The following is a 21377-nucleotide window of genomic DNA, read 5'->3' on the forward strand; positions in this document are numbered from 1 at the left end:
CGCCTACGCCGGTAGCGGTCCCGCCTCGGCCGCTGCAGCGGCGATCGCCTTTCGGCCCAGCCCCGATTTGACGATCCGGATCAGCTCCTCCTCGCTGGTCTCCGAGGTCGAGGCGTCGAACACGATCTCGCCGGCGTGCAGGAAGTTGATACGGTCGCAGACCTCGAAGATCTGGTTGTAGTTGTGGACGATCAGGATGACCGAGACGTTGCGCTCGCGGCGCAGCTTCTGGATCAAGCCGAGGACATGGGCGCTTTCGCGGACGCCCAGCGCCGCCAAGGGCTCGTCGAGGATCAGGATACTCGGCGAGGCGTAGATCGACCGGGCCACCGCCACGCATTGGCGCTGGCCGCCCGACAGCAGGTCGACGGTGCTGTTCACGCTCGGGATCGAGATGCCGAGATTGTCCAGGTACTGCCGCGACAGCTCGCGCATCTTCTGGTTGTCGAGCAGGTTCAGACCCAGCACGCGCTTCTTGTACTCCCGGCCCAGGAACATGTTGTGGAAGACGCTGAGGTCGCCCACCAAGGCGAGGTCCTGGTAGACCGTCTCGATGCCGTGGCTTCGGGCGTCGCGCGGCGAGGCGAAGCTCACCTCCTTGCCCTTCGAGGTGATGGTGCCGGTGTCCGGCTGGTGGAAGCCGGACAGGATCTTGATCAGGGTCGACTTGCCCGCGCCGTTGTCGCCGACCAGCGCCAGCACCTCGCCCTGGCGCAGCTTGATGCTGACATCCACCAGCGCGGTCACGGCGCCGAAGCCCTTGCTGATGTGCGACATCTCGAGGATGACGGGGGCGTCGGGGCCCAGCGGCGCGATGGCCTGCGGGCCAGTTTCCGGATTCATACGCGCCTCCGCGTGCGCAGCCTGTCGACCTGGACGTTCAGGATCATCGCCGCGACGATCGCGGCCCCGAGATAGACGTCGGACACCGTCGCCTGGGCCCCGACCATGACCAGGCCGTTGTTCAGCGAGGCGACCACGAAGGCGCCGATCAGCGCGCCGATCGGCGTCCCGGACCCGCCGAGCAAAGAGGTGCCGCCGATCACCGCCGCCGCGATCGCCTGCAGGGTCAGGAAGGGGCTGCCGCCCTGGGGATCGGCCGAGGCGAACTGGGCGGTGTTGATGATGCCGGCGAAGGCCGCGCAGCCGCCGGCGATCATGAAGTTGTAGACCTTGATCCGGTCGGTCCGGATGCCGATCTCGCGCGCCCCGACGATGTTGCTGCCGGTGGCGATGGTGTGCAGGCCGAAGCTGGTCCGGTTCAGCACCAGCGCGATCGCGCCGACCACCAGGAGGGTCCACAGGAACGGGGTGAAGGCGGTGATGCCGAGCAGGGAGAAGACCGATCCCGCGGGGTCGGACAGGTTCTCGCCGAAGATCGCGTTGAACGGCTCCTCGACCGGGGCGATGATCGGCTGGCTGTTGTAGATCGAGACCACGATCCCCTGCAGGAAGAACAGGGTGCCGACCGTGGTGATCAGCGACGGCACCCGGAAGCGCACCGTGATCAGGCCGTTGATCGCGCCGACCAGCACGCCGACCGCCACGCTGATCACCGCCCCGACGGCCAGGGGCACGCCCCAGGTGATCGACAGCAGCACCATGATGTAGGGCGCCAGCGAGAAGGTGCCGCTGAGCGACAGGTCGATCTCGCCGGTGATCATCAGCAGGACCTCGGCCACGGCGATCAGGCCGAGCCGGCCGGTGTCGCGCAGCACGATGCTCTGGAACTGGGCGGTCAGGAATCCGCCGTCGCTGCCGAACTGGAAGTAGATGACCAGGACGACCGCGACGACCGCGATGCTGACCTCGCGGTAGCGGGAGAGCAGGACCAGCGCCCTCTCCAGGATCGTGTCCGGCACCTTGACGCCCACCTTGCGCGCCTTCGCCCCGCCGCTGTCGTTGATTGGCACCATCTGCGCTTTCTCTGGCTCCGAATTCCGGAAGGGATCTCATCCGGCTTCGCCGCGCGGGAGGGCGGCGAAGCCGGATGCAGGTATCAGGCCGGTTCGGCCGTGCTGCGGCCTTCGAAGCGCGTCTCGCCGACATAGGCGTCGACGTTGTCCTTGGTCACATAGGCCTGGCTGGTGTCGCTGTTGGCCGGGCCGACCAGGCCGCCGGAGAGCTTGTAGAGGTACATCTGCTGCACCGGCAGGAAGCCCTGGAGATAGGCCTGCTGGTCGGTGGTGAAGGCGACGTCGCCGGACTTGATGTAGCCCAGCGTCTGCGGGAACAGATCGAAGCCGGCGGCGACCACGCCCGTCTTGGCCAGCCCGTATTTGTTCGACACGAAGCCGCAGGCATAGGTGTCGGACCCGCCGGTGCCGAACAGGCCGCCGACGGTCTTGTGGCTGAGGTAGTAGCTCTCGACCCGCGAGATTTCGGTGGCCGGGTCCGGCCCGGTGTTGACCACGTCGTAGGTCATGCCCTCGCCGTGATCCTTGATCGCCTGGATGTAGCCGTCGAGGCGGGGCTGGGTGTTGAGCGAGCCGGGAACGCCGATCGACAGCATGACATGCCCGCCCTTGGGCACCATCGGGATCCATTTCAGGGCGGAGTTGTAGCCCGACTGGTACAGCGGCTGGCCGACATAGGACAGGCGCTTGTTCGGGCTGCCGGTCGGCACGTCGGCGTTGAAGGCGACGACCGGAATGCCGGCGGCGCTGGCGGCGGCCACCGCAGCGTCGAATGCCTTCGGGTCGACCAGGCAGACCGCGATGCCGTCGGCCTTCTGGGCGATCGCGGTCTGCACCGCGCTGACCATCTCGGACACGACGTTCTTCTGCGACCCGGTCCACTGGTAGCTGCAGCCGAAGGCCGCGCAGGCGTCCTGAATGCCGTAGATCGTCGGGGTGAAGAACTGGTCCAGCGTCACATGGCAGACGAAGAAGAACTTGTAGGGCTTCTTCGGCAGGCCGCTGGAGGCGTCCTCGGCCAGCGCCGTGCCCATGCCGCCGGCCAGGCCCGCGGCGCCGAGCCCCAGCGTGGCCGCGGTCCTGAACATGCTGCGCCGGCCGACCGCGCTGCCGATCAGCGCCGGCGCGTTCCTCTGGTTTCGGGTGTCGTCGTCCACGTCGAACCTCCCTCACTTGGCTTATGGGGACGGGGCTGACCTGCCGCTGCAACACGAGCCAGGAGTCATCCAGTCCTCCGGTTACATTGTTGTATGACAAATTATGTGTCAAGCGGCACCAGGATCGTGATCGGCGGCCCCTATAATTCCGGCATCCTGGCCACCGGCGCCGTCCAGGGCGCGACCTTCAACACCCGGCTGGCGCCGAAGCCGGTGCTGCAGCGGGTCCGTCGGATCGAGGCGGTGTGTGCCGGCATGGCGTGGCGCTGCCGGCTGCGGCCCTGCAGTTCCCCCTTGGACATCCGTCAGTGGTCGGCGTCATCCCGGGGGGGCCGGTCGGTCGGGGAGTTCCAGCAGAACCTGGGGTCCCTGCAGCAGAAGATCCCTGCGGCGCTGTGGGCCGACCTCAAGGCCGAAGGCCTGATCGAGGCCGCGTCACCGGTGCCGCGAGAGGTCTGATCCGAGGGAGGGCAGCAATCCCGTCAGGCGCTGACCATGCGGTTGGTCTCGATGCTCTGCCGCAACCGCCGGGCGGCGATGCGGCCGAGGGAGACCGGTCCGATGCCCTCTCCCAGCGACAGGCTGCAGCGCCCGGCGTCCAGCCACTCGACGCGCTCCAACTGGTCCAGGTTGACGATCAGGGAGCGGCTGATGCGGACGAAGGGCGGCTTCGGCAGCTGCTCCTCGAAGTACCGCAGCAGCCGGCACACCAGATAGTCGCGCGCCCCCTTCAGGAAGACGCGGGTGAAATCCGCCTCCGCCGCCAGCATGGCCACGGTGCCCAGCGGCGCGATCACCGACCGGCCGTCGATGCGGAGATGGATGCGCTGGTGCGTGCCGTCATCCAGCTCGACATCGTCCTGCCGCTCCTCCCGTTCGGCAGCCACCGCGGCCCGGGCCGCGTCCTGGCCGTGCCGGCGCAGCCGGTCGATGGTGGCCGCCAGGCGCTGCGGGTCGACCGGCTTCAGCAGGAAATCCAGGGCGGACACGTCGAAGGCCCTGACGGCGTAGAGATCGTGGGCGGTGACGAAGACGATCGCCGGCGGCCGTGGCAGCTGGTCGATCAGGTCGAAGCCCCGGCCGTCGGTCAGTTCGACATCCAGGAAGATCGCGTCGGGACGCTGGGCCGAAGCTTGCGCCCGCGCCTCGGCCACGCTGCCGGCTTCGGCCACGATCTCGATATCCGCATGCGCCTGCAGCAGGCGCCGCAGGCCGCGGCGGGCAGGGGGCTCGTCGTCCACGAGCATCACGCGAAGCATGCGGGGCCTCTCAGCATCAGCCGGGCCAGGACGGTGTCGCCGTCCTCGGTCAGGGTCAATTCGTGGCGCTGGGGATAGTGCAGCTCCAGCCGGCGCCTGGTGTTGGCCAGGCCGACGGCGGGACGGTCGCCGCTGCGCGCCACCAGCCGTCCGGGGTTGGTGACCTCGATCACGGTGGTGTCGTCGCCCGTCCGCCGCGCGGTCACCCGGATTTCCAGGGTCTCGGCGGAGGATCGCAGGCCGTGCTTCACCGCATTCTCGACCAGCCCCTGCACGATCAGATGCGGCACGGCGACGGAGCGGGCGGCGGGGTCCATCTCGACGACGCAGCGCAGCCGGCCCTCGAAGCGCAGCTCCTGGATGCGGACATAGGCCCGGACGGCCTCGATCTCGTCCGGCAGGGCGCAGACCGGCCGGCTCTGCTGGTCGAGGGAATAGCGGAGATAGGCGGCGATGCGGTGGGTCATCTCCAGCGCCGCGTCGGGATGGTCGGGGATTTCGGACGCCACGGTGTTCAGAGCGTTGAACAGGAAGTGCGGGTCCAGCTGCTGCCGCAGCTGCCGCAGCTCGGCCCGGGTCGCCGCCGCCTCCGCCTCGCTGCGCCGCACCCGCTCCGACCGCGCCTCGACATCGGCCTGGATCCAGAAATACGCCAGCGACCACCCCAGGAAGATCGCGGTGTAGTAGATCGCCGGGATCGCGTCGGCACGCGCCATGCTGGTGTGATCGAGCCCGGCAAAGAAGGCGTCCTTGACGGCGTTGACGATCGCCATCTGCAGCAGCCCGCCCAGGATCGAAAACACCACCACCAGCAGGACGATCACGGCCGGCCGACGCTGCGGCCAGGCCATCAGGGCCTTGTGCGCCAGGGCGGTCAGCCCGAAGCCGATCGGTTCCAGGATCAGCGTCACCGTCAGGGTCAGCGGGATGTCGTCGAAGGCGGCGACGCGCGAGACCAGGCCGAACAGCGCGATGAAGACCCAGGTGGCGACATGCACCCGCCAGAACGATCCCGCCGGGGCGGCCGGGGCGGGCGCCCTCTCCGCGGCGAAGCGGCCCTCATCGCCGGGCGATCCGTATCCTGCGACCGCGCTCATCGAGTGCCGCCTCTTGTCCCGCAATGCCGGTGCGCCATCCGTCACCATGACGTTTCATCGACCCGATCAGCCGATTCATCGAATAACGCGTGTCTCAAGCCGGCAACAATATAAGCATCCTATCCCATTGGAACGCTATTTCGTGTCCACCGGGAGGTCCGCCAAAAAACCTGACTGCCGGCTTGGGAGCCGGCCGAAGGGTGGCGAAGCCTCGTCGGTCGAGCAAGGGGGCATTGCATCATGCGGGCAAAGATCGACGGATCCCGGGGCATCGTACGCGCGGCAACGGCCGGAACCGTCCCGGCGGCATCCCGGCCCGGCCTGCTGTGGCCCCGCCTGGCGCTCTTGTCCTCCGTCTCCGCCGCCGGCCTGCTGGCGGCGGTGCCGGGACATTCGGGCGAGATCGGCTGCTCCGGCAGCAATCCGGCCACCTGCAATATCGCCGGCGGCTCCTACAACCAGCGCGAATACGTGTTCCTCACCGGCGCGGCCGGCGATGACGACGTCAAGACCGGCGGCGCCTCGGACAATCTCAGCGTCACCAACAGCGGGACCTTCAATCTCGGCAGTGAGATCTCCCCCTTCATCATCCGGGCCGGCATCACCGCGGCGACGGAGGGCGGTGTCGGCCAGGACGAGGGCGGCGGCGGCGCCGGCGGCGCGGTATCCTTCACCAACAACGGCACGATGACGGCGACGCTGTCGACCTCCAGCTATCCGCTGTTTTACCTGATCGAGGCGATATCCGTCGGCGGTGAGGGCGACCAGGACAACAAGAACGACAACTCCAACGGCGGCACGGGCGGCGCCGGCGGCACGGTCACGGCCACCAACAACAGCCAGCTGAGCGTGACCGGTACGGTCTTCGACGGCATGTACGGCATCTTCGCGCTGAGCGAAGGCGGTAGGGGCGGCGAACAGAACAGCGCCGTCATCGACGACCAGAGGGGCGGCACGGGGGGCGCCGGCGGCAGCGTCACGACCACCAACAACAGCTCCATCCTGTTCGGCAACAGCTCCAATCGCCTGCAGGGCATCGCGAATGGCGGCGGCGTGGTCGCGAGTTCGCTCGGCGGGTCCGGCGGGAACTACAACGGCAATGCCGGATCGGGCGGGTCGGCCACCGCCACCAACAGCGGCACGGTCCAGATCTATTGGAACGCCGCCGCCGGCGGCGACCGGCTGCTCGGCATCGGCGCCCTCAGCGCCGGCGGCAACGGCATCGAATCGACCGATGACAGCGACAATGGCGGCAACGGCGGAAGCGCCAGCACCGCGACGGTCAACAACAATGGGCAGATCCTGGTCGACGTCACCAATGGCGGCAGCCTGGTGGGCGCCGCCATGGCGGCGGAGAGCCGTGGCGGCGACGGCGGCAAAGGTCCGGACAAGGACCAGTATGGCGGCAATGGCGGCATGGGCGGCAGCGCGGTCGCGAACCTGACCGGCGCCGGCACGCTGACCACCCATGGCGATTCGCTTTACGGCATCCTGGCGGAAAGCCTGGGCGGCCAGGGTGGTGACGCCAGCGACGGCACCGCCCTGGCGGGCACCGGCGGCGGCGGCGGGTTCGGCGGCAACGCCGGCGCTGTGACGGTCACCACCGATGCCCAGACCACCATCACCACCACCGGCACCTATGCCGCCGGCATCGCCGCGCATTCGATCGGCGGCGGCGGCGGCACCGGCAGCGATTTCCAGAGCGTGCTGGGCGGCCAGGGCGGCAACGGCGGCAACGGCGGCAATGGCGGCACCGTGACCGTCACCACCGCCGGGACGATCTCGACCTCGGGCGACCATGCCTATGGCGTGCTCTCGCAATCGATCGCGGGCAGCGGCGGCACCGGCGGGCTCGCGACCGGTGAGTTCGTCGCCCTGGGCGGCGACGGCGCCGGCGGCGGCACGGCCGGCGAGGCGATCGTCCGCAACAGCGGCGGCATCACCACGGGCGGCTACTCCTCGCACGGCATCATCGCCCAGTCGGTCGGCGGCGGCGGCGGCGCGGCGGGGTCCGCCACCGGCCTGGTGAGCGTCGGCGGCGACGCCGCGGGCACCACGGACTCGGATGGCGGCAAGGTCCTGATCAACAACACCGGCACGGTCACGACCGCCGGCAAGGCCGCGGTCGGCCTGATCGCCCAGTCGGTGGGCGGCGGCGGCGGCAGCGGCGGCGACAGCAAGGGCATCGCCGGCGTCGGCGGCTCCGGGTCGGCCGGCGGCAGCGGCGGCGAGATCGATCTGATCAATCTCGGCCGGATCCAGACGACCGGAGATTTCGGCCTGGGCGTGCTGGCGCAATCGGTCGGCGGCGGCGGCGGCAATGGCGGCGACGTCCTGACCGTCTCGACCATCGCGTCGATCGGCATCGGCGGCAATGCGGCCAATGGCGGCGACGGCGGCACGGTCTGCGTCGACAACACCGGCGCCATCTGCAGCGACGGCGGCGGCCCGGCCGGCCAGGCGGCGACCCTCACCACCGCCGGCAACTACGCGGTCGGCCTGATGGCGCAATCGATCGGCGGCGGCGGCGGCAATGGCGGCAGCGTCCAGAACTACAGCGCCCTGTCCTTCGTGGCGCTGCAGATCGGCGGCAAGGGCGGCGCCGGCGGCGCCGGCAACGGCGTGACCGTGCAGCAGAACGACCTGGCCGTGACCACCGGCGGCGCCCATGCCATCGGCGTGCTGGCGCAATCGGTCGGCGGCGGTGGCGGCAATGGCGGCGATGCCTCCTACTACAACGTCACCGTCGGCTTCAACGCCTCGCTCGTGGTCGGCGGCAGCGGCGGCAGTGGCGGCGGCGGCGGGGCCGCGGCCGTCAATCTCAACAACTCCCGGATCATGACCGGCGTCCCCGGCCCCGATGTCGACCCCGAAACCTACGCGCCGGACGATGCCTTCGGCATCGTCGCCCAGTCGGTCGGCGGCGGCGGCGGCAATGGCGGCAGCTCCAGCGCCGCCGATCTCGTCGTGGCGGTGCCGACCGGCGAAGGCGTATCCCTCGCCTTCAACTTCCAGGGGGCGGTCGGCGGCACGGGCGGCAGCGGCGGTGCCGGCGGGGCGGCCAGCGTGACCCTGAACGGCGGCAGCTCGGTCACCACGGTGGGTGACGGCTCGCATGCCATCGTGGCGCAGTCGGTCGGCGGCGGCGGCGGCAATGGCGGCGACGCCTCGGTCCTGTCCACCACGCTTGGCGACAAGAATTCGGTCGAGGTGACGGCCGGCATGAGCCTCGGCGGCGGCGGCACCAGCGGCTCCACCGGAGGCACGGTCACGGTTACGCTCGGCGATTCCAGCGGCGCCGTGGTCGGCAGCCCGCCGGCGCTGCAGCTGCCGCCGACCCAGCCGACCCCGGCCTCGACCATCGTCACCTATGGCAACTACGCCGATGGCGTGCTGGCGCAGTCGATCGGCGGCGGCGGCGGCAATGGCGGCATCGGCAGCAGCAACGCCTATTCCCAGGGCGGCGTGGTCAGTATCAAGGCCACGGTGGGGGTCGGCGGCACCGGCGGCAGCGGCGGCAATGGCGGCGCGGTCAATATGACCCAGTACCAGAACCAGACCATCCAGACCCTCGGCTCCGGCTCGCGCGGCATCGTCGCCCAGTCGATCGGCGGCGGCGGCGGCAATTCGCAGGGCGGCACGCTGTTCCTGGCCGCCGGCGCGGAAGGCTACGAGGGCCGGCTGTCCGTCGGGGTCGGCCGGACCGGCGGCAGCGGGGGCGACGGCGGCGCCGTCACCGCCAACACGGACGGCGCCATCACGACGGTGGGCGGCGATGCCGACGGCGTGATGCTGCAGTCGATCGGCGGCGGCGGCGGGCTGGGCGGGTCGATCGGTGCCGATGCCTCGTCCCACCCGATCCTCGACCGCATCGGCGAGTTCAAGGACAACAAGGACCGGCTGTCCGACGAAGGCAACACCTATACCCTGACGGTCGATGTTGGCGGCACGGGCGGCGGTGGCGGCAATGGCGGCGCGGTCGCGCTGACCCATTCCGGGCGGATCGCCACCGCCGGCGACTGGGCCGACGGCATCGTGGCGCAGTCGATCGGCGGCGGCGGCGGCGCCGGCGGGTCGTCGACGGCGTCCGGCAGCAAGGTCCAGGCCAACATCACGGTCGGCGTGGGCGGCAAGGGCGGCTCCGCCGCCACTGGCGGCAGCGTTGCCGCGATCTTCGACGACAGCCACAACAACCAGATCATCACGACGGGCTATGCCGCAAATGCGGTGGTGCTGCAGTCGATCGGCGGCGGCGGCGGCCAGGGCGGCGACGGGTCCGACCAGGCGGCCGGCAACCTGACCGTCGGCGGCGACGGCGGCGGCACGGGTGGCGGCGGCGGCAATGGCGGCACCGTCCAGATCAATCCGCTCACCGATGGCCGCGGCAGCTGGCTGAACGCCCAGACCGGCGGCGACGACGCCATCGACATCCTGGCCCAGTCGATCGGCGGCGGCGGCGGCACCGGCGGCGCCGGCAACAGCACCGCGGCCAAGAACGTCGGCGGCAGTGCGGTCGCGGTCGTGGTCGGCGGCAAGGGCGGCGTCTCCGGCAGTGGCGAGGCCGTCACCCTGACCACCGGACTCGGCCTGTCCACCTCTGGCGCCCGGGCCTACGGCATCGTCGCGCAGTCGATCGGCGGCGGTGGCGGCATCGGCGGCGCCGGGGCGGCCAACAACCTGGCCGGCCTGGCGCTCGGCGGCCAGGGTGGGGCCGGCGGCGGCGGCGGGGCGGTGACGCTGGATATCACCACCAGCAGCCGCATCACCACCCGCGGCGCCGGGGCGCATGCCATCGTGGCGCAGTCGATCGGCGGCGGCGGCGGCATCGGCGGCGATGCGTCGGTGGGCCTGTTCGCGCTGAACCCGACCGGACGTAACGGGGCGGGCGGCAGCGGCGGCGGCACCGGCGGCGCCGTTGCGGTCACGGTCGATGGCAGCATCGCCACCAGCGGCGCCAACGCCTTCGGCATCCTGGCGCAGTCGATCGGCGGTGGCGGCGGCTTTGGTGGGGACCAGTCCGGCGCCTTCGCCGGCAGTACGGACGCGACGGCGGCCGGCGACGGTGGAACCGTGGCCGTGACGCAAAACGGGTCGATCATCACCACGGGCGCAAACTCGACCGGCATCTTCGCCCAGAGCCAGGGCCCGGAGGACAACAACACCGTTACCGTGACCGTCAACGGCGCGGTCACCGGCGGTTCGGGGGGTGGCTCCGGCGTCTGGATCGCAGCCGGCCACGACAATGTGCTGACGGTGAATGCCGGCGGCAGCGTGTCGGCCGCCTCGGGCACCGCCATCCGTTACGACGGCGACTACACGACGGCTTCTGGCAGCCTGCTGACGGTCAACAACTACGGCACCGTCTCCGGCAACATCCTGCTGAACAACACCGACGGGCCAAACGCCGGCACGGTGAACAACTACTCCGATCACACGCTGATCGACGCCTCGCTGTACCAGGCGGACGTGATGAACCAGGGCCGGATGGTGGTCGGGCATTCCGGTACGACCGACAGCACCGAGATCACCGGCAACTTCACCCAAGGGGCGGCCGGCTCCCTGGTGGTCGACACCGACTTCAACAGCAGCACGGCGGACCGTCTGCTGGTGCGCGGCGACGCACAGCTGGGCGGGACGCTGGACCTGCAGGCCACCAGCCTGCGGCCTGGCCGGGCGCTGACCGTGCTGACGGTCGACGGCGCCGCCACCGGTGCGATCACGCCGGAGACGTCGCCGATCTACGGCTTCGCCCTGACGCCGTCGGGCCATGACTATCGCCTGTCGGTCGCCTCGGCCGATTTCGACGCGGATGCGATGAAGCTGGAGGGCAACCAGTCCAAGGTCGCCCGCGGCCTGCAGGACATCTGGGATGCCGGCGGCACCGACAGCTTCGGCAAGCTGTTCGCCACCCTCGGCGCCGCCGCGGACCAGGGCAGCAGCAGCTACGGCAACCTGCTGAAGGACCTGTCGCCGGGCATCGCCCTGGCCCCGGCGCAGCAGCTGCAGGCCGGCATGGCGCGCTTCGCCAGCGGGCTGATGAGCTGCCCGGTGTTCAGCGGCACCGACGCCCTGACCGGCGAGACCGACTGCGCCTGGGCCCAGGTCACCGGCCGGTCGACCCAGCAGACCGCCGATGCCGGCACCTCCGGCTTCTCCAACGACAGCATCACCTATCAGGTCGGGGGCCAGCACGAGGTGGCGCCGGGCTGGTTCGTCGGGATGTCGGCCGCCTATCAGAACAGCTGGCTCGACGCCTATGACGACCGGGTCGACGGCAACGGCGACAGCGGCTATGTCGGCCTGACCGTGAAGCGCGAGATCGGGCCGTGGATGGTGGCCGGGGCGATCAGCGGCAGCTATGGCAGCTTCAGCCTCGACCGCCGGATCGCGGTGCCCGGCTTCGAGGACACCGCCTCCAGCGACCCTGATGTCTTCGCCGGGTCGGCGCGGCTGCGGGTGGCGCGGACCTTCGCGTTCTCCGAGATGTACCTGAAGCCCTATGTCGACCTCGACGCGATCTATTCGCGGATGCCGGGATACAGCGAGAACGGCGGCGGCGACCTCGGGCTGAAGGTCGAGGACAGCGACCAGTTCACCTTCGCCTTCTCGCCGTCGCTGGAAGTCGGCGGCCGGGTCGACCTCGACGGCGCCCAGCTGCGGCCCTACGCCTATGCCGGCGTCTCGATCCTCAGCGACGACGACTGGACGGCGAAGGCCCGGTTCGCCGGCGCGCCGTCCGGCACCGGCAGCTTCGACACCTCGTTGCCGATCGACGACGTGGTGGCGCGCATCGGCGCCGGCGTCCAGGTCTCGACCGCCGCCGGCTTCGACATCCGGCTGCAGTATGACGGCGAGTTCTCCGACCGCGTCTCCAGCAACAGCGGCTCGCTGCGCGCCATCATGCCGTTCTGATCCGCATCGGCCTTCCATGCTTCGATCTTTCATCGAGGACATCATGCGCAGCACAGCTCGTCTCATCGGCACCCTGTTGATCGGTGCGGCAGCCCTGGGGGCGGCGCCTGTCGCCGCCCTGGCCCAAGGGGCGCCGGCGGCTGCGCCCTCACTGTCCTGGCCGCGGGATTTCGACCATGGCGACCAGCGGATCGAGATCTACCAGCCGCAGGTCGAAAGCTGGACCGGCGACCACATCGCCGGGCGCGCCGCCATCGCCGTCGGCACCAAGGAGGGCAGCAGCCCGACCTACGCCATCGCCGAATTCAGCGCCGATGCGGACATCGACAAGACCGCCGGCCTGGTCCGGCTGCACGGGATCACCATCGACAAGGTCGACGCGCCGACCGCGCCCGACCAGGCGGCGGGGCTGCAGGCCACGCTGCAGGCCCAGCTGCCGGCCGCAGGGATGACCGTCGCGCTCGACCATCTTCAGACCAGCTATGCCGCGCAGCAGCAGCTCGACGCCCAGGTCGGCGTGCCGGTGCGGAACGACCCGCCGCACATCGTCTTCGCCGCGGCGCCGACCGTGCTGGTGCCGATCGACGGCGACCCGGTGCTGCACCCGGTCGACGGAGCCGCCGGCTACCAGCGGGTGGTGAACGCCCGCGCCCTGGTGCTGCAGGATGGGGGCGGGACCTTCCATATCCAGGCCGCCGGGTCCTGGTACGAAGCCTCTGCCCTCGACGGCACCTGGGTGGTGACCACGGCGCCCTCGGCGGCGCTGCGGGCGGTGGCGACGGCGGCCGCCAAATCGGCCGTGCCCGATCCGCTGCTGCCGGAAGGCGGCAAGGCGCCGGCGACCCCGCCCGCGCTGCTGGTGGCGACGCAGCCGACCGAGCTGGTGGTGACCGACGGGCCGCCGCAGATCGCGCCGGTCGCCGGGGTCGGGCTGCTGACCATGACCAATGCCGACCACGCCGTCTTCGTCGACCCCGGCAACAACGCCTACTACCTGCTGGTCTCCGGCCGCTGGTTCCGTTCGACCGGGCTGGACGGGCCGTGGGGCTTCGTCGCGGCGGACGCGCTGCCGGCCGATTTCGCGAAGATCCCGCCGGAAGATCCCAAGGCGGATGTGCTGGTCTCGGTCGCCGGCACGCCGCAGGCCAAGGAAGCGGCGATCGCCGCCGCGATCCCGCAGACCGCCACGGTGTCGCGCAGCAAGGCCAGCCTGCGCGTGTCCTATGCCGGCGGCGCGCCGGAGTTCCAGCCGATCGACGGCACGGCCCTGTCCTATGCCGTGAACACGCCGGTGCCGGTGATCCGGATCGACCCGACGCATTACCTCGCGGTGTCCAAGGGCGTCTGGTTCATGGCCGCGTCGGCGACCGGGCCGTGGCGCATCGCCGACGCGGTGCCGGCGGTGGTCTACGCCATCCCGGCATCGTCGCCGCTGCACTACGTCACCTATGTCCGGATCTATGCGGTGACGCCGCAGACCATCGTGGTCGGCTACACCCCGGGCTATCTCGGCGTCGTGGTCGGGCCTGATGGCACGGTGGTCTATGGCACCGGCTACAGCTATCCGGCCTATGTCTCGGGCGACGTCTGGTACGGATACCCCGCGACCTACGGCTACGGCGCCGGCTTCGGGCTGGGCGCGGCGGAGGGCTTCGCCTTCGGCTTCGCGGCCGGGGCGTTGTGGGGCGCCGCCTCCCCCTATTGGGGCCCGTATTGGGGCTATGACGGCGGCTATGTGAACTGGGGCCATGTCGACGTCAACCAGGTCAACGTCTACGGCCGCTGGGGCCGCGGCACGGTCACCCATGCCAGCGGCTGGAACGGCTGGACCGGGACGGGCTGGAGCGGCAGCCATGTCTCCGGCTTCAATCCCTACACCGGCGCCCATGGCCAGGCCGGCCGGGCAGGGGCCTTCGATTGGAACACCGGCGGCTATGCCGCGGGCCGCCAGGGTTCGTTCGCCAATCCCAGCACCGGCGTGGCCGTGGCCGGGCGCGCCGGCATCACCGGCAACGTCGACAGCGGCGACTACCAGGCCGGCCGCGAGATCGCCGGGGTCAACCAGCAGACCGGCCGCGCCGGCGCCGCCCGGACCACCGTCACCGGCAACGTCCAGGATGGCGACCGCTCGGTCGACCGGCAGGGCGCGGTCGTCAATCGCCGCACGGGGACAGGCGCTGTCTGGAACGACGGCAACGTCTATGCCGGCCATGACGGCAATGTCTACCAGCACACCGATGACGGCTGGCAGAAGCGGGATTCCGGCGGCTGGCAGCCGGCGCAGCGCGACGACCGCACGCTGGGCGACCTCGACGGCCAGCGCCAAGCCCGTGGCGTCGGCCAGCAGCGGCTGAACAGTTTCGGCGACGGCCGCCGGTTCCGGCGCTGACCGGAGCGGCCGCCGCGCCGGAGCACGACAAGCGATCTTGAAGACAGGCGGCAGGGCCGGCAGGCCGGACGCTGCAGAGGGTGAAGTCATGGCAACGATGTGGTCCCGAACGATCGGCGGTCCGGGGGGATGGACGGCGCGGCTGGTGCTGATTGGCGGATTGGGCGCCGGCCTGGCCGCCTGCAACGAGCAGAACGCCTACGTGCCGCCGCCGCCGCCCAAGGTGACGGTGGCACAGCCGGTGCAGCAGCCGGTCACCGCCTATCTCGAGCTGACCGGTTCGACCGAGGCCTTCAACGCCGTCGACCTCGAGGCCCGGGTGCAGGGCGACCTCGTCGCCATCGACTACCAGGACGGCGCGCTGGTGAAGCAGGGCACCACGCTGTTCCGGATCCAGCGCGACACCTATGAGGCGCAGCTGCAGCAGGCGAAGGCGGAGCTGATCCTGCAGCAGGCCGGGCAGGCCAACGCCCAGTCCGAATACAATCGCCAGGCATCGCTGGGGAAGAACCAGTTCGCCTCCGAAGCCCATGTCGAGGACGCCAAGACCCTTCTCGACCAGAAGACGGCCGCGGTGATGCAGGCGCAGGCCAATGTCGACCTCGCCACCATCACCCTGGGCTACACCGAGATCACGGCCCCATTCGACGGCGTCGTCACCGCGCATCTCGCCGATGTCGGCGCCCTGGTCGGCTATGGCGGCCCGACCAAGCTGGCCAGCATCGTCCAGACCGACCCGATCCATGTCACCTTCACCGTCAGCGAGCAGCAGGTGCTGCAGGTGAAGCAGGGGCTGGCCGCCCAGGGCCGCAAGGTGGCGGACCTGCACGCGGTGCCGGTCGAGATCGGCCTGCAGACCGAAACCGGCTATCCGCACCGGGGCACGATCGACTACATCGCCCCGCAGATCGACCCCAGGACCGGCACCCTGACCGTGCGCGGCCTGTTCGAGAACAAGGATCTGGCGCTGCTGCCGGGCCTGTTCGCCCGGGTCCGCGTCCCGGTCGGCCCGAAGCAGGCCGGGCTGCTGGTCGACGACACGGCGATCGGCACCAGCCAGCTCGGCAGCTACCTCCTGGTGCTCGGCAAGGACGATGTGGTCGAGCAGCGCCGGGTGACCCTCGGACCGGCCGACGGGGCGCTGCGCGTGGTCCGTGACGGCATCGGGCCGGATGACTGGGTGGTGATCGGGGGGATCCAGAAGGCCATCCCCGGCAGCAAGGTCGCACCCGACAAGGCCGCCATGGCCGGCCAGGCCGCCGGACCATCCGCCGCCGCCAAGCCCTAGCCGCCGTCGCGCGTCACCTCCAGTCCCCAGAGGGGTCCCATGTTCTCGCGCTTCTTCATCGAGCGGCCGGTTCTCTCCAACGTGCTGGCCCTGGTCATCGTGCTGATCGGGGCGATATCGCTGCTGCGCCTGCCGATCTCGCAATACCCCAATGTCGTGCCGCCGACGGTGCAGGTGACCACGGTCTATCCCGGCGCCAGCGCCCGGACGATCATGGACACGGTCGCCCTGCCGGTCGAACTGCAGGTCAACGGCGTCGAAGGCATGATCTACATGCAGTCGACCAGCGCCAGCGACGGCACCTACACCCTGACCGTCACCTTCGACATCGGCACCGACCCAGACCTGGCCCAGGTGCTGGTGCAGAACCGGGTCGCGATCGCGCTGTCGTCCCTGCCGCAGGCGGTGCAGGTGCAGGGCGTGAACGTGCAGAAGAAGTCGACCGCGGTGCTGCAGTTCATCACGCTGTCCTCCGCCGACGACCGGTATGACGGGCTGTTCCTGTCCAACTACGCCGTGATCAACCTGCAGAAGGAGCTGGCCCGGCTGCCCGGGATCGGCAACGTCACCGTGTTCGGCGCCGGCCCCTACGCCATGCGGGTGTGGATGGACCCGGACAAGCTGCAAAGCTACGGCCTGGTGCCGGCCGACGTCGTCGGCGCCATCCAGCAGGAAAGCCAGGAGGTCACGGCCGGCATGGTCGGGATGCCCCCGGCCCCGAACGGCCAGAACTTCCAGTACACCGTGAACGTCGCCGGCCGGCTGGACGCCGCCGCCGATTTCGAGACGATCGTGGTCAAGGCCGACAACCAGAACGGCGGCCGCCTGGTCAGGGTCCGCGACATCGGGCGGGTCGAGTTGGGGTCGCAGAGCTACAGCCACACCGCGACCCTGAACGGCCATCCCACGGCGGCGATCGGTATCTTCCAGCTGCCCGACGCCAACGCCCTGGCGGTGGCGGGGGAGGTGCGGACGAAGATGGCGGAGCTGGCCAAGGCGTTCCCCCAGGGCCTGACCTACGACATCCCGTTCGACACCACCAAATTCGTCAGCGCCTCGATCGACGAGGTCTACAAGACCCTGATCGAGGCGGCGGTCCTGGTGCTGGTCGTCATCCTGCTGTTCCTGCAGGATTGGCGCGCCATGCTGGTGCCGGCGACGACGGTGCCGGTCACCATCATCGGCGCCTTCGCGGCGATGGCGATGCTCGGCTTCAGCGTCAACACCGCGACCCTCTTCGCCATCGTCCTGGCCATCGGCATCGTCGTCGACGACGCCATCGTCATCGTCGAGGGCGTGTCGCGCCACATGGAGGCGGGGCTGAGCGGCCGGGAGGCCGCGGTGAAGGCGATGGGCGAGCTGTTCGGCCCGATCATCGGCATTACCCTGGTGCTGATGTCGGTGTTCGTGCCGGCCGCCTTCCTGCCCGGGCTGACCGGCCAGATGTACCAGCAATTCGCCCTGGTGATCGCCGCCACCGCCATCATCAGCGCGATCAACGCCGCCACGCTGAAGCCGACGCAATGCGCGCTATGGCTGAAGCCGCCGACCCCGCCGGAGCAGCGCAACCTGATCTATCGCGGCTTCAACCGGGGCTATGGCGCGCTGGAGCATTGGTACGAACGGCTGGTCCGGCGCATGGTCAACCACAGCATCCTGATGGTGCTGGTGGCCTTCGGCCTGATCGGCCTGGCGTTCTGGGGCATGTCGCGGGTGCCGACGGCGTTCCTGCCGATCGAGGACCAGGGCTACGCCATCATCAGCGTGCAGCTGCCCGAGGGCGCGTCGCTGCAGCGCACCGACCGCACCGTGGCGGAGGTGACGAAGATCGCGCTGGCCACCCCCGGCGTCGCCAATGTCGTCGGCGTCAGCGGCATCTCGGTGCTCGACAACAACGCCACGCTGTTCAACGCCGGCATGGCCTATGTGATCTTCAAGGACTGGTCGGAGCGCGGCCGCGACGAAAGCCTGCCGGCGATCTACCGCAAGCTGACGGCATCGCTGGCCGACCTGCAGGACGGGGCGGCCTTCGTGCTGGTGCCGCCGCCGATCCAGGGTATCGGCAATTCCGGCGGCTTCACCATGCAGTTGCTGGTCAAGGACGGCAGCGCCGATTTCGCCCAGCTGCAGGGCACTGCGCGCGAGGTGGTGGCCAAGGCGGCGACGCAGTCGGCGCTGCAGCGCGTGAACACCACCTTCAGCGCCGGCACGCCGCAGCTGTTCCTGGCGGTGGACCGGATCAAGGCCGAGACGCTGGGGGTGACCGTCGGCCAGGTGTTCTCGACGCTCGAGGCCTATCTCGGCTCGACCTACGTCACCCAGTTCAACAAGTTCAACAACGTCTTCCAGGTCTACGCCCAGGCCGAGGCGCAGCACCGGCTGGTCCCCGACGACATCCTGAAGCTGAAGCTCCGGACCCCGGACGGACAGATGGTGCCGCTGGGCAGCCTCCTGACCGTGCAGACGGTGCAGGGGCCGCCGCTGATCAGCCTCTACAACCTCTACCCGTCGGTCACCCTCGCGGGTGGTCCGGCGCCGGGCTTCAGCTCGGGCCAGGCGATGGGGCTGATGGACCAGATCGCGGCGCAGACCCTGCCGCCCGGCTATGGCTCGGACTGGACCGCGATGTCCTACCAGGAGAGGATCGTCGGCAACCAGATCTACCTGATCTTCGGTCTGGCCCTGGTCCTGGTCTACTTCGTGCTGGCCGGCCAGTACGAAAGCTGGACCCAGCCGCTGTCGGTCATCCTGGCCGTGCCGCTGGCCCTGCTGGGCACGGTCGCGGCGCTCAACCTGCTCGGCGTCGCCAACAACCTGTACACCCAGATCGGCGTCATCCTGCTGATCTCGCTGGCGGCCAAGAACGCCATCCTGATCGTCGAGGTGGCGCGGGAGAAGCGGGCCGAGGGCGTGGACATCGCCGACGCGGCGGTGGAGGCGGCGCGGGCCAGGTTCCGGCCGATCCTGATGACGTCCTTCGCCTTCATCCTCGGCGTCCTGCCGCTGGTCTTCGCCACCGGGGCAGGGGCCAATTCGCGCATCTCGATCGGCATCGCCGTGGTCAGCGGCATGCTGGCCTCGACCTGCCTCGCGGTGCTGTTCGTGCCGTCCTTCTTCACCGTGCTGCAGCGGCTGTCGGAACGCAAAGGCGCGAAGGCGCCGCATGCGGCCCCCGCGACCGATGCGCCGGGCGGAAACCACTGATCCCAGACCATCCGATCCGACCCAGGAGAACCCAGATGAGACTGTTGCAGATATCAGTGGTGGCCGCGGCGATCGCCCTGGCCGCCTGCGGCTCGAACAAGCCGGAGACCACCGCCGGCCTGTCCGGGGAAATGCCGCTCAGCGCGCCGGCCGAGGGCAGCACCGCCGCCGGCAACCTCGGCGACAACACCCTCGTCTACCGGTCGCCGAAGCTCGACCTTTCCAAGTATCATGGGGTCTACATCCCGGCCGCCGATGTCTATCGCGGCCCGGATGCCGATTTCGGCGAGGTCTCGCCCCAGGACCAGCAGCTGCTCGGCCTCGCCCTGACCCAGGATGTCGGGCGCGCACTGTCGCGCAATCGCAACGTCGTCTCCCGCCCCGGGCCGGGCATCGTCACCCTGCAGCTGACTCTCGCCGGGGTCTCCAAGACCCGGCCGATCCTGTCGCTCACCAGGATCACGCCGATCGGGCTGGGGATCACCGCCATCAAATCCGTCGGGGACATGCCCGCGGCCTTCGTCGGCGCCGTGACCGTCGCGGGCAAGTTCACCGATTCCCAGACCGGCCAGATCCTGGGCGGCTTCGTCACCCGGCAGAGCCCGCCGGCCTATGACCTGCGGTCCTCCGCCGGCACGGTGGAGACGGCGCGGCTCGCCTTGACCCATATGGCGTCCGGGCTGGCCACCGCGATCGACGACGTGGTCGGGAAGCGGCGCTAACGGCCTGGTCCAGGGGTGGAGCGACAGCTCCGTCCCGGCCCCGCGGTTCCGGTCAGTCGATCACGACCACGGTCTGGTCGGCGTCCAGCCCCTCGGCGCCCTCGGCGACATGGACCGAGGCGACGGTGCCGGCGACCGGCGCCTCGTGCGGCACCTCCATCTTCATCACCTCCATGATGAACAGGGTGTCGCCGGCGGCCACCGCATCGCCGGGCTTGACCAGCACCTTCCACATGTTGCCGGCGGTCTGGGTCTTCACGTCGGTCGCCATGGTCCTGCTTCCCTGCTGATGGCGATGGTCCGGTCGTCCCCGGCCCGCCCTGTTCCCACCCTTACCTGTCATTGCCCGGCTTGACCGGGCAATCCAGGGGCCGTCGAGAGCCGCTCTCGCCGCCCCTGGATGCCACGGTCGAGCCGTGGCATGACACTGAAGGTTGAATTCCTAGTCGCCGTCACCCGACCTCGATCGACGTCTCCGTGCACAGGTCGCGCAGCCGGCGCGCCATGGCCTGGGCCTCGTCGACCGAGACCGCCTTGAAATTGTAGATCTCGCCCGGCCGCGACTGGCCCAGCTTCCAGAACACCGCCTGCGGCACGGTGTAGGGGTTGATGAAGCCGCCCATCGACGGGCCGTCGCTGACCAGGATGATCGGCGTCTGCCCGGCCAGGTTGATGGCGCCGAGGGGATAGCCCTGGTCGATGATGTTGGACGGCAGCGACCCGTGCTCCGGCGCCTTGTCCGTCGCCCTGGCGGCGAAGCTCCATTCCGGCCCGTCCAGGCGGAAGCCGGTGCGGTCGGATTTCGATGACAGCTTCCAGTCGGCGGACAGGAAGCGTTCATGCCCGGCGGCGTCGATCCAGTCGTCGTTCGGCCCGGCCACCACCTCGATGGTCCAGCGCTTGCCCACAGCGAAGGCCGGCCGTGCCGATTCCTTCACCCGGCGGCCCGGCTTCCCCGCGGCCTCGGCCACCGGCACCACCTGGCCCTCCTTCAGCGCCCGGCCGCCCATGCCGCCGACGCCGGCCTTGTGGAAGGTGGCGCGGGCGCCCAGCCAGGGCTCGGTGCTGATGCCGCCGGCGACGGCGATGTAGCCGCGGGCGCCGGTGCGGGCGAAGGCCATCGCCAGAGTCTGGCCGGCCCTGACCGCCACCGACTGCCACAGCGGGAACGGCGCGCCGTCCAGCGTGGCCTGCATCTCGGCGCCGGTCACGGCGACCACGCCGTCGCGCTGGAACTTCAGCGTCGGGCCCAGGAACTGGCATTCCAGCCCGGCGGCGCCGGGATCGTTGCCGACCAGCACATTGGCCAGGCGGAAGGACCAGGAATCCATCGGGCCCGAGGGCGGGAAGCCCTGGTTCCAGAAGCCGATGCGGCCCGGCCAGTCCTGCACCGAGGTCTCGAGCCCCGGCTTGATCACTTCGAGCATGCGGGC

The 21377-nt window shown here is 70.1% G+C and carries 13 protein-coding genes; 6 read left to right on the forward strand and 7 right to left on the reverse strand.

What is annotated here, in order from left to right; genetic code table 11:
• Positions 1 to 3: 3 nt before the first annotated feature.
• From E9232_RS27225 to E9232_RS27235, 3 genes are all read right to left on the reverse strand, one after another.
• Positions 4 to 843, reverse strand: a complete 840-nt coding sequence (locus E9232_RS27225; RefSeq protein WP_309799474.1) for an ATP-binding cassette domain-containing protein — start codon at positions 841 to 843, stop codon at positions 4 to 6.
• On the reverse strand, positions 840 to 1916 hold the full coding sequence (locus tag E9232_RS27230) for an ABC transporter permease (RefSeq protein ID WP_309799477.1): 1077 nt from the start codon (positions 1914 to 1916) through the stop codon (positions 840 to 842). The genes E9232_RS27225 and E9232_RS27230 overlap by 4 nt, the downstream gene beginning before the upstream one ends.
• Before the next feature lie 83 nt (positions 1917 to 1999).
• On the reverse strand, positions 2000 to 3073 hold the full coding sequence (locus E9232_RS27235) for a sugar ABC transporter substrate-binding protein (RefSeq protein WP_309799478.1): 1074 nt from the start codon (positions 3071 to 3073) through the stop codon (positions 2000 to 2002).
• 105 nt (positions 3074 to 3178) lie between these two features.
• Between E9232_RS27235 and E9232_RS27240 the strand changes: the two genes are divergently transcribed.
• Positions 3179 to 3532 (forward strand): aldo-keto reductase family protein, encoded by a 354-nt coding sequence (locus E9232_RS27240; protein WP_309799479.1) that lies wholly within the window; start codon positions 3179 to 3181, stop codon positions 3530 to 3532.
• Between the two features lie 23 nt (positions 3533 to 3555).
• Here E9232_RS27240 and E9232_RS27245 read toward each other — a convergent pair whose 3' ends face one another.
• Complete coding sequence (locus E9232_RS27245; RefSeq protein WP_309799481.1) at positions 3556 to 4332, reverse strand: LytR/AlgR family response regulator transcription factor; 777 nt, start codon at positions 4330 to 4332, stop codon at positions 3556 to 3558.
• Positions 4320 to 5429, reverse strand: a complete 1110-nt coding sequence (locus E9232_RS27250) for a sensor histidine kinase (protein WP_309799483.1) — start codon at positions 5427 to 5429, stop codon at positions 4320 to 4322. The genes E9232_RS27245 and E9232_RS27250 overlap by 13 nt, the downstream gene beginning before the upstream one ends.
• A gap of 240 nt (positions 5430 to 5669) precedes the next feature.
• Here E9232_RS27250 and E9232_RS27255 point away from each other — a divergent pair, with 240 nt between their 5' ends.
• The 5 genes from E9232_RS27255 (at position 5670) to E9232_RS27275 (ending at position 19944) form a co-directional block, all read left to right on the forward strand.
• Positions 5670 to 12341 (forward strand): autotransporter outer membrane beta-barrel domain-containing protein, encoded by a 6672-nt coding sequence (locus E9232_RS27255; protein WP_309799485.1) that lies wholly within the window; start codon positions 5670 to 5672, stop codon positions 12339 to 12341.
• Positions 12342 to 12384: 43 nt separating this feature from the next.
• A complete protein-coding gene (locus E9232_RS27260) occupies positions 12385 to 14730 on the forward strand; it encodes a hypothetical protein (protein WP_309799487.1) in 2346 nt (781 codons plus the stop codon).
• An 88-nt stretch (positions 14731 to 14818) separates the two neighbouring features.
• Positions 14819 to 16018 (forward strand): efflux RND transporter periplasmic adaptor subunit, encoded by a 1200-nt coding sequence (locus E9232_RS27265; protein WP_309799489.1) that lies wholly within the window; start codon positions 14819 to 14821, stop codon positions 16016 to 16018.
• Between the two features lie 39 nt (positions 16019 to 16057).
• The gene (locus E9232_RS27270; protein ID WP_309799490.1) at positions 16058 to 19222 is read left to right on the forward strand and encodes an efflux RND transporter permease subunit; all 3165 of its coding nucleotides are present in this window, start codon (positions 16058 to 16060) and stop codon (positions 19220 to 19222) included.
• 35 nt (positions 19223 to 19257) lie between these two features.
• Positions 19258 to 19944, forward strand: coding sequence for a DUF3313 domain-containing protein (locus tag E9232_RS27275; protein ID WP_309799492.1), 687 nt, complete (start codon positions 19258 to 19260; stop codon positions 19942 to 19944).
• Between the two features lie 52 nt (positions 19945 to 19996).
• Here the strand turns inward: E9232_RS27275 and E9232_RS27280 are convergent, their stop codons facing one another.
• Positions 19997 to 20215: an acyl-CoA carboxylase biotin carboxyl carrier protein subunit gene (locus tag E9232_RS27280; RefSeq protein WP_309799494.1), complete on the reverse strand. Its 219-nt coding sequence runs from the start codon at positions 20213 to 20215 to the stop codon at positions 19997 to 19999.
• A 181-nt stretch (positions 20216 to 20396) separates the two neighbouring features.
• A complete protein-coding gene (locus tag E9232_RS27285; protein WP_309799496.1) occupies positions 20397 to 21371 on the reverse strand; it encodes a 5-oxoprolinase subunit C family protein in 975 nt (324 codons plus the stop codon).
• Positions 21372 to 21377 lie beyond the last annotated feature (6 nt).

It is taken from the genome of Inquilinus ginsengisoli (genome assembly GCF_031453975.1).
GTDB classification, from domain to species: domain Bacteria; phylum Pseudomonadota; class Alphaproteobacteria; order DSM-16000; family Inquilinaceae; genus Inquilinus; species Inquilinus ginsengisoli_A.

What these genes read in the sequence shown, in the direction of transcription:
- E9232_RS27260 (WP_309799487.1), top strand. Translation starts at nt 12,385, where the DNA reads ATGCGCAGCACAGCTCGTCTCATCGGCACCCTGTTGATCGGTGCGGCA.
- E9232_RS27285 (WP_309799496.1), bottom strand. Translation starts at nt 21,371, where the DNA reads ATGCTCGAAGTGATCAAGCCGGGGCTCGAGACCTCGGTGCAGGACTGG.
- E9232_RS27265 (WP_309799489.1), top strand. Translation starts at nt 14,819, where the DNA reads ATGGCAACGATGTGGTCCCGAACGATCGGCGGTCCGGGGGGATGGACG.
- E9232_RS27230 (WP_309799477.1), bottom strand. Translation starts at nt 1,916, where the DNA reads ATGGTGCCAATCAACGACAGCGGCGGGGCGAAGGCGCGCAAGGTGGGC.
- E9232_RS27225 (WP_309799474.1), bottom strand. Translation starts at nt 843, where the DNA reads ATGAATCCGGAAACTGGCCCGCAGGCCATCGCGCCGCTGGGCCCCGAC.
- E9232_RS27280 (WP_309799494.1), bottom strand. Translation starts at nt 20,215, where the DNA reads ATGGCGACCGACGTGAAGACCCAGACCGCCGGCAACATGTGGAAGGTG.
- E9232_RS27245 (WP_309799481.1), bottom strand. Translation starts at nt 4,332, where the DNA reads ATGCTTCGCGTGATGCTCGTGGACGACGAGCCCCCTGCCCGCCGCGGC.
- E9232_RS27270 (WP_309799490.1), top strand. Translation starts at nt 16,058, where the DNA reads ATGTTCTCGCGCTTCTTCATCGAGCGGCCGGTTCTCTCCAACGTGCTG.
- E9232_RS27250 (WP_309799483.1), bottom strand. Translation starts at nt 5,429, where the DNA reads ATGAGCGCGGTCGCAGGATACGGATCGCCCGGCGATGAGGGCCGCTTC.
- E9232_RS27275 (WP_309799492.1), top strand. Translation starts at nt 19,258, where the DNA reads ATGAGACTGTTGCAGATATCAGTGGTGGCCGCGGCGATCGCCCTGGCC.
- E9232_RS27255 (WP_309799485.1), top strand. Translation starts at nt 5,670, where the DNA reads ATGCGGGCAAAGATCGACGGATCCCGGGGCATCGTACGCGCGGCAACG.